The organism is Rhabdochromatium marinum (assembly GCF_016583795.1).
GTDB lineage: Bacteria > Pseudomonadota > Gammaproteobacteria > Chromatiales > Chromatiaceae > Rhabdochromatium > Rhabdochromatium marinum.
Window position 1 is genome coordinate 20228 of sequence record NZ_NRRS01000048.1, and the last position, 7696, is coordinate 27923.

The 7696-nt window shown below is 60.0% G+C and carries 8 protein-coding genes and 1 pseudogene; 8 read left to right on the forward strand and 1 reads right to left on the reverse strand.

All coding sequences use genetic code 11. From position 1 onward, the window contains the following. The first annotated feature begins 53 nt into the window (after positions 1 to 53). The 3 genes from CKO36_RS13080 to CKO36_RS13090 are packed head-to-tail and all read left to right on the forward strand — an operon-like array spanning position 54 to position 3810. Positions 54 to 704, forward strand: a complete 651-nt coding sequence (locus CKO36_RS13080) for a nitrate reductase (RefSeq protein WP_200284502.1) — start codon at positions 54 to 56, stop codon at positions 702 to 704. After that, positions 701 to 2077 carry a (Fe-S)-binding protein gene (locus CKO36_RS13085; RefSeq protein ID WP_200284503.1) on the forward strand — a complete coding sequence of 459 codons (1377 nt, stop codon included), beginning with the start codon at positions 701 to 703 and terminating at the stop codon, positions 2075 to 2077. The genes CKO36_RS13080 and CKO36_RS13085 overlap by 4 nt, the downstream gene beginning before the upstream one ends. Then, positions 2074 to 3810: a nickel-dependent hydrogenase large subunit gene (locus CKO36_RS13090; protein WP_200284504.1), complete on the forward strand. Its 1737-nt coding sequence runs from the start codon at positions 2074 to 2076 to the stop codon at positions 3808 to 3810. The genes CKO36_RS13085 and CKO36_RS13090 overlap by 4 nt, the downstream gene beginning before the upstream one ends. On the opposite strand, the gene CKO36_RS13095 is transcribed toward CKO36_RS13090, so the two are convergent. Continuing rightward, positions 3811 to 4599: an ATP-binding protein gene (locus CKO36_RS13095; protein ID WP_207161470.1), complete on the reverse strand. Its 789-nt coding sequence runs from the start codon at positions 4597 to 4599 to the stop codon at positions 3811 to 3813. Positions 4600 to 4797: 198 nt separating this feature from the next. Here CKO36_RS13095 and CKO36_RS13100 point away from each other — a divergent pair, with 198 nt between their 5' ends. From CKO36_RS13100 to CKO36_RS13120, 5 genes and pseudogenes are all read left to right on the forward strand, one after another. After that, positions 4798 to 5280, forward strand: coding sequence for a Crp/Fnr family transcriptional regulator (locus CKO36_RS13100; RefSeq protein ID WP_200284506.1), 483 nt, complete (start codon positions 4798 to 4800; stop codon positions 5278 to 5280). A 2-nt stretch (positions 5281 to 5282) separates the two neighbouring features. Next, complete coding sequence (locus CKO36_RS13105) at positions 5283 to 5711, forward strand: DUF2177 family protein (protein WP_242469597.1); 429 nt, start codon at positions 5283 to 5285, stop codon at positions 5709 to 5711. 16 nt (positions 5712 to 5727) lie between these two features. Further along, positions 5728 to 6909 carry a YbfB/YjiJ family MFS transporter gene (locus CKO36_RS13110; RefSeq protein ID WP_200284508.1) on the forward strand — a complete coding sequence of 394 codons (1182 nt, stop codon included), beginning with the start codon at positions 5728 to 5730 and terminating at the stop codon, positions 6907 to 6909. A gap of 52 nt (positions 6910 to 6961) precedes the next feature. Next, the gene (locus CKO36_RS13115) at positions 6962 to 7348 is read left to right on the forward strand and encodes a MerR family transcriptional regulator (protein ID WP_200284509.1); all 387 of its coding nucleotides are present in this window, start codon (positions 6962 to 6964) and stop codon (positions 7346 to 7348) included. Then, positions 7345 to 7696, forward strand: a pseudogene (locus CKO36_RS13120) (RNA-guided endonuclease TnpB family protein); the annotation flags it as partial. The gene CKO36_RS13115 and the pseudogene CKO36_RS13120, both read left to right, overlap by 4 nt.

Here is a 7696-nt window from a genome sequence, read left to right on the forward strand (position 1 = left end):
CACCAAACACCGCCTGACGGCGGATAAATCCCGATTCGGGAGGATGGTTCCCAATGAGTCTCCTCGAGTTTGCTCGCGGCCCAGCTATACACTGGTCGCTGATTATTTTAACCGTTGGCATTCTATGGCGGCTACTGGGGGTTCTGGCCTTAACGCGCGGCGCCGACCTGTCGCGTCCCCGGGATGCCTTTGGTAATTTCAAAGGCTACCGCACGGTCTTTAGCCGGTCCTGGCCTGCCGGTGAGTTCACCACCGCCACCATGTTTCAGACCAGTGTGGCTTATGTGTTTCATCTTTCGACGCTGATTGTGGTGTTCGGCGTGACCCCGCATATTGAATTCATCACCGGCCTGACCGGATGGGCCTGGCCCGGATTGCCCAATGCGGTTGGAGTGGGTTTCGGTGTCATGGCCTTGGGCTCTCTGCTGGCCATGATTCTGCGTCGGCTTAGCAAACCGGCGGTCTATTGCTCGAACACGGGTGACTTCATCACCTGGGTGCTGGTGGCTTTGCCGCTGCTAACCGGCCTGCTGGCCTTCGGCCATCTGGGTGCGCGTTACGAGACCCTGCTCGCGCTGCATATTCTCAGCGTCTGCGCGCTCTTTATCTGGTTCCCATTCAGCAAGTTAATGCATGCCTTCTGGTTTGTGTTCTCACGGGCGCAAAGCGGCATCGTCTACGCACATAAGGGAGTACGGATATGACTGCCACCACGACATCGACCCCAGCCCCGCTGTTTCCAACTTTCGAGCAGGTGTTTCAGGGCCTGTCCGGGCAGATTGGCCAACTGCGCGAGCTGGCGCCCAAGCCGAAACTGCCGGATAAAGAGCGCGTGCGCCGCGCCATCGACGTGCTGATCGAAGAGACCAACGCCGATGAGGCGGTGTGGCTGGAGAGCTGCATCCATTGTGGTCAGTGCACCAATGCCTGCCATTACTTTCAGGCCACCGGCGAGGCCAAGTACGCCCCGATGCGCAAGATGGAACTCTATCGGCGCATCTATCAGCGCGAAATCGGTCCCTTCCGTGCCTGGTACAAGCTGACCACGCCCAAGATCAAGCTGTCCCATCTCGAAGAGCTGCAAGAACTGGCCTATGACTCCTGCTCTGAGTGTGGTCGTTGCACCATGGTCTGCCCAATGGGCATCGACACCGCCTCCCTGGTGCATCACTTGCGCAGTGCTCTGGTCGAGGCTGAATTGGTGCCGCCCGAGCTGGCGACCCTGCATCAGGAGCAAAAATACCGCCGCACGGTGTTTGGCGCTTCGGGAGAGAAGTTCATCGAGCTGGTGCAGCGCATCCGCGATCATTACGACATGGAAGTTCCACTCGATAAGCCCCAGGCGGACGTCCTGGTGCTGAGTTCGGCAGTGGATCTGGTTGGCAATGGCAATGGTCTGCTGGCGACGGCCAAGGTGATGAATCATCTTGGGATCGACTGGACGCTGTGCTCGGATGCCTTCGAGAGCGCCAATTTTGGCCTGCTCTCGGGTGATATGGCGCTGTGGGAAAAGCTCTCGGCGCCGATTGTTGACGCCGCCATCCGCCTCGGCGCCAAAACCTTGGTGATTGCCGAATGTGGTCATGCCTATCCGGCGCTGCGTTGGAACCCCATGGTTAAGGGCGGTGAACTGCCCTTTGAGATGATGTACATCTCCGAGTTTCTCGGTCGTCAGGCCCAGCACGGCAAGCTCAAACTGCGCCCGCTCCAAGGGCGCGTGACCTATCACGACCCCTGCAAGACTGGCCGCCGCGGCGGCGCCTTCGAGGAACCGCGTGCCGTGCTGCGCGCCATGCAGGCCGATGTGGTCGAAATGCCAGCCAACAAGGAGTTCAACTGGTGCTGCGGCGGCGGCGCCGGCATCTTTTTGCTTGATGACGCCACTCGGCTGCGCGATGAATCCTTCCGCATCAAGATGCAACAGGTCGAGCAGACCGGCGCCGAGGCGGTGGTGGTCAGTTGCGCGAGCTGCCGACTCAACTTCGAGGCCGGGCGCGTCAAGAACCGCTGGAACAAGCGCGTGGAGAGTCTGGTCGAGCTGGTCGCTCAGCAACTCGATGAGGAGATGGCCGCATGAAGCAAAGAATCGTCGTCGATCCCATCACCCGCATTGAAGGCCACCTGCGCATTGAGGCGCAGGTGGAAGACGGGCAGATTGCCAGTGCCTATTCCTCCGGCACCATGGTGCGCGGCATTGAGACCATCTGCCGGGGGCGCGATCCACGCGATCTCTGGGCCTTCGTGCAGCGCATCTGCGGGGTTTGCACCCTGGTGCATGGACTGGCCAGTGTGCGCGCGGTCGAGAATGCGCTCGACTACAAGATTCCGCCCAATGCGGAGCTGATCCGCAATCTGATGGTGGGTGCCCAATATGTGCATGATCACGTCATGCACTTCTATCATCTGCATGCCCTGGACTGGGTGGATGTGGTCTCGGCGCTGCAGGCTGATCCTAAGGCCACCTCCGAGCTGGCCCAGTCTCTGAGCAGTTATCCACGTTCGTCGCCGGGCTACTTCGCCGACGTGCAGAAAAAGCTCAAGACCTTCGTCGATGGCGGCCAGCTGGGCATTTTCGCCAATGGTTACTGGGGACATCCGGCTTACAAGCTGCCGCCCGAAGCCAATCTGATGGCCGTCGCCCACTATTTGGACGCCCTCGAATGGCAGCGCGAGGTGGCTGAGTTGCATGCCGTCTTTGGCGGCAAGAACCCGCATCCCAACTTGGTGGTCGGTGGCATGCCCTGTGCCATCAGTCTTGATTCAGGCGCACAGGCAGGCACGGCCTTGGATGTCTCCGGCCTGGAGCGGGTCAGGAACATCATCGGCCAGATGCAGGCATTCGTCGATCAGGTCTATATCCCGGATACCCTGGCCATCGCCAGCTTCTACAAAGACTGGTTCGGCCCCGGCCATGGTGAAGGCATCGGCAATTTTATGTGCTATGGGGATTTCCCTGCCAAGGGCTATGGCGATGCCAGCTCCTATCTGGTACCCGGCGGTGTGATCATGAATCGCGACCTCTCGCATATTGAGCCGGTCGATCTCCATGCCGATGACCAGATTGAAGAATTCGTCGCCCGCTCCTGGTACGACTACTCCGATGGGAAGGACGCCGGCCTGCATCCCTACGCTGGGGAGACCGAATTTGCCTACACTGGCCCGGAGCCGCCCTACCAGCAGCTCGATGTCGCCAATCAGTACTCCTGGCTCAAGTCACCGCGCTGGCGCGGCAAGCCGGTGGAGGTGGGACCACTGGCGCGGGTACTGATGCTCTATACCACCGGACACGAACAAACCAAGGAGCTGGTGGATAGCACCCTGACGCGCTTGGAGCTGCCCATTGATGCGCTCTACTCCACTATGGGCCGCACTGCCGCGCGCACCTTGGAAACCAAAGTCATTGGCGACGCCATGAGTGGCTGGTTTGATCAACTGCTCGCCAACATCCGCGCTGGTGATACCAAAACCTTCAACGAGACTCTGTGGGATCCGTCCACCTGGCCCGCCAAAGCTCAGGGCGTCGGCCACATGGAAGCCCCGCGCGGCGCGCTGGGCCACTGGATCGTGATTGAGAACGGCAAGACCGCCAATTATCAGGCCGTGGTGCCAAGCACCTGGAATGCCGGGCCGCGCGACACTGCTGACCAGCCTGGGCCCTATGAAGCTGCGCTCAAGGGCCATGCCGTGCATGATGCGCATCAGCCAATCGAAATCCTGCGTACCGTGCACAGCTTCGACCCCTGCATCGCCTGCGCGGTGCATCTATTCGACCCCAAGGCAGAAGAGGTCACGCGCGTTCGGGTGTGCTGATCAGCCGGTTGTTTGTTCGGCCAGGGTCAGGATCTCTTCGATGGGCACCTGCTGGGCTTGAATCAAGGACATATCCGTCATCAGGCTGGTGACCGCGCTGTTGTTGATGGCGTAAAACTCGCCGGTCTGCTGATTGGGTAATTTTGCGGCTACATTGGTTTTGGCTTCACTCAGCATGGGCTTGAGCTTATTGAGTGCGGTTTGTTCCTTGATTTTGCCGAGGTACCAGGTGGAAATTTGATCACGCAGCATGTAATCCAGGTCACCGGGGCTTTGCGTGGCCAAAAACAGCCCTACACCGGCGGAACGTGATCGTTTCAGCAGGTTTTCAAAGGGTTCCTTGGTCGCGGGCTTGGTTTGCGCGGGCAGATAGAGGTCGGCTTCGTCGAATAGAGCCACCGCCTGTTTCATGGTTGGCGAAGTCTGCGGATGCAGTTCCGCCAGCACTTCAATGGCGCTTTTGAGAATGGCAATGCGCTGTAAATCAAGGCCCTGGGTTTTGTATCCCATCATGCCGCCCAGTGACATGGCGGCGAATTGGGCGATTTGCTGACGTTCGCCACTGTCTTGCAGTCTTCCCAGACCTGCGGGAACAATCGAGATGCTGAGTGGCCGCCCACGCCCCTCACTCGAACCGGGTGTGTAAAGTGCGACCTCAATTTGGTCACGCAATTGGCTGCGCCTAGCCTGGCGTGCCGGATCGGCCAGCGGCTGTTCCCAGGCGTGCGGATTGGCGTAGCTGCATAAATCCCCTTTGCGATCCACCAGCAGCACCGGAATCTCCTGCAACAGATAGGAAAGACACTGGCAGGTGCGCCCACGAGTAGCGAAAGCGTTGGGAGTTCTTGTTGACGTCGCTGCTGATGGGCATCGAGCCAGGCGGCCGCCGGTGGTCCGGTGGCGGCCGGGAATTCAGCGGCTATGGTTGCCATGGTGGCGGTTTCGTTCATAATTGCAGTCGTTGTTAGCGCTGTGAGGACTTTCACGATGAATGCAAACGAGTATAGCCAGATGTTGGCGGCATCGCCGCTAGGCGCAGAATTAACTGATTCTGAGCGGGAGGCACTGGCTGCCGTGATGGGCAGCGAGCAGGTGCCGGCGGGCAAGGTTCTGGTCCGCGAGGGTGAAGATCGACGTACGCTTTTTGTGCTCGCCGAAGGGCGGCTCAATGTCTGCAAGAATGTTGGGGGGCAGGAGGAAACTGTCTATCAGATGCGCGTAGGCGAATGTGCCGGGACGCGCGCCTTTATTGATGGGTCGGCGCGCAAAGCGGCGCTGTGCAGCGAGACTGATAGTTGGGTGCTGACCCTGGAACCGGATGACTTCGAGTCGCTGCTCGAAACCCATCCCAATGTGGTCTATCGCGTCATGCGGGCGATCTTTCGCATTACCCACACCAATTTGATGCGCGTTAACCTGGAGAGCGCGGAAATGCGCAATTACCTGATGAAATCAGGCGGTCGTTATTGAGCATGGCCACACATCTGAAACTATATCTGATGCTGGTGCCAGTGTTTTTCGCCATTGACATGCTCTGGCTGGGCGTTGTGGCGGCCGAAGCCTATCAGCACTGGATTGGTGAACTGTTGAGTCCGCAGGTGGACTGGCTGGCGGCGATGATCTTTTATTGTCTGTTCATCGCGGGTATTCAGTATTTCGCCATTCGCCCCGGGCTGGCGGCCGGGCGCCTGAGACTGGCCGCCGGTCAGGGAGCGCTCTTTGGGTTTTTCACCTATATGACCTACGATCTGACCAACCGGGCCACGCTGCCCGACTGGCCGCTGGCAATGGTGCTGGCGGATATCGCCTGGGGGATGACGCTCTGCACGCTGGTGGCGAGCATCGGCTGGTTTATCGGCCGTCGGCTCGGTCTCGGTGCTCAGGCACCGCAGCCGACTTGAGTTGGAATCGCGAGCGATGATGCAGCCCCGCGCCGGGTTGGTGCTGGCCTCGGGCATCTGTGCGCTGGTGCTAACCATGGGGGTGGCGCGCTTTGCTTATACCCCCATGCTGGCCTATATGCAGCCGCAGACGGGTATGGGGGATGCGCTGGCCGGTTGGTTGGCGGGCTGGAACTATCTGGGCTATCTGTCCGGTGTGCTGCTGATTACCCGCATGAAGGATCTGATGCTCAAGGATCGCTTGTATCGCATCAGTCTGCTGCTGGCGGTGTTGACCACCGCCATGATGCCGCTGGCCGAATCGGCCCTGGTGTGGGGGCTGAGCCGTTATCTGGCGGGACTCTGCACCGCCGGGGGCTTGATGCTGGGCTCAGGGCTGATTCTCAATTGGCTGATTCGCCATGGTCATCGCAGTGAGCTGGGGTTGCATTTCAGCGGCGTGGGGCTGGGCATTCTGTGCGGCGGACTGCTGGTGGAACTGGCCGCTCAATACACCGCCGCTGATTGGCGCGGGCAGTGGTGGCTGCTGACAGGCGTGGGGCTGGTGCTGCTGATTCCGGCCTGGTGGTGGCTGCCACGGCCGAATCGGGGGATTGCGTTGCGTGCCGATGCCGCGCATGCGCAGGGCGAGCCGGCGCCGCTGTGGCTGTGGTTACTGCAAGCGGCGTATCTATGCGCGGGCTTTGGCTATGTGATCAATGCCACCTTTACGGTGCTGATCACCGAGCAGCAGCCAGCGCTGGACGGGCAGGGCGGCTTGATGTGGCTGCTGGTGGGACTGGCGGCGGTGCCGGCGCCGCTGCTCTGGGATCGGCTCGCACGGCGCTGGGGCTATCTGCGCAGCTTGCAGCTGGCTTATCTGTTGCAACTCATCGGTATTCTGCTACCGGTGTTCAGTGGCTCTCTGACTACGGCCATCAGCAGCGCACTCCTGTTCGGGGTGACCTTTATCGGCATTGTATCGCTGGTGCTGACCATGGTCGGGGTGCGTTACCCGGCGCATCCGGCACAGATCATGGCGCGTTTGACGGTTGGGTATGGGCTGGCGCAGATCATTGCTCCGGTGGTTGCCGGTGAGCTGGCCGAACTCACCGGTCGCTTCGATGAGTCACTGCTGATGGTCGGCGCCATTATGGGGCTGGGGCTGCTGTGTTTGTTTGCGATGGAGCGCATTCCCGCTCAGGTCCAAACTCATTGAGAGCTAACAACAGTTGCTCGATTCTTTTCTTTAAATATCTATAATTGCTTGCATGAGCAAGATATATCGCATTAACGAGTTTGCGAAACGGATCGGGAAAGCGCCCTCGACGATCCGGCGCTGGGAGCGCGAGGGAAAGCTCGTGGCAAAGCGCCATCCGTCCGGGCATCGCTATTTTGACGAAGCGGATGTGCGCCTGCTGACGGGTGGCGCTCCGGAGAAACGCGCCGTCGTGGTCTATTGCCGGGTTTCCAGCGCCAGACAGAAAGACGACTCGCATCAGGAAGCGCTCTCGCCCCAACAGGAAATGGTCGAGGACTTGTTGGCGATCGTGCATACTTTCTCTTATCGGCTGTATGGGCTACGCAAGTATCAACGTGAGATCAAGGCTGACTTTTCCGAGTGTTCCGCTGTCCAACCAAAGGCGCTTTGCGAATGAAAGTCACCCGGATTCTGCGCGCCAAACGCCCAAACAAGGGCAAGGTCGCGGCCTTGCGCGAACAGGCGCGCCGTCTTGGGCAAGTGCGCACCGAGGTCTGGCAGCGCTTTGGCGCGTTGCAAGGCGTGGGCTTGTCCGACCGCCAGATTCGCGATGCCTGGCTGCGCGCAGGCCGCGCCTTCCCCGTTTCGGCCAATGCCTGGAAAGAAACCCTGCGCGATGCCAAGGGCGACATCACCGCCCATATGGAATCGGCCAAGGTCAAGGCGCGCCGCTGCATCTGGCGGCACACCCAAGACAAAACTGAACAAAAGCGCTTGTTCACCGCGCTTAAACGCGACGACTGGA

Excerpts from the sequence above, each read along its gene's own strand:
- CKO36_RS13090 (WP_200284504.1), top strand. The coding sequence starts at position 2,074 with ATGAAGCAAAGAATCGTCGTCGATCCCATCACCCGCATTGAAGGCCAC.
- CKO36_RS13110 (WP_200284508.1), top strand. The coding sequence starts at position 5,728 with ATGATGCAGCCCCGCGCCGGGTTGGTGCTGGCCTCGGGCATCTGTGCG.
- CKO36_RS13100 (WP_200284506.1), top strand. The coding sequence starts at position 4,798 with ATGAATGCAAACGAGTATAGCCAGATGTTGGCGGCATCGCCGCTAGGC.
- CKO36_RS13085 (WP_200284503.1), top strand. The coding sequence starts at position 701 with ATGACTGCCACCACGACATCGACCCCAGCCCCGCTGTTTCCAACTTTC.
- CKO36_RS13115 (WP_200284509.1), top strand. The coding sequence starts at position 6,962 with ATGAGCAAGATATATCGCATTAACGAGTTTGCGAAACGGATCGGGAAA.
- CKO36_RS13080 (WP_200284502.1), top strand. The coding sequence starts at position 54 with ATGAGTCTCCTCGAGTTTGCTCGCGGCCCAGCTATACACTGGTCGCTG.
- CKO36_RS13105 (WP_242469597.1), top strand. The coding sequence starts at position 5,283 with ATGGCCACACATCTGAAACTATATCTGATGCTGGTGCCAGTGTTTTTC.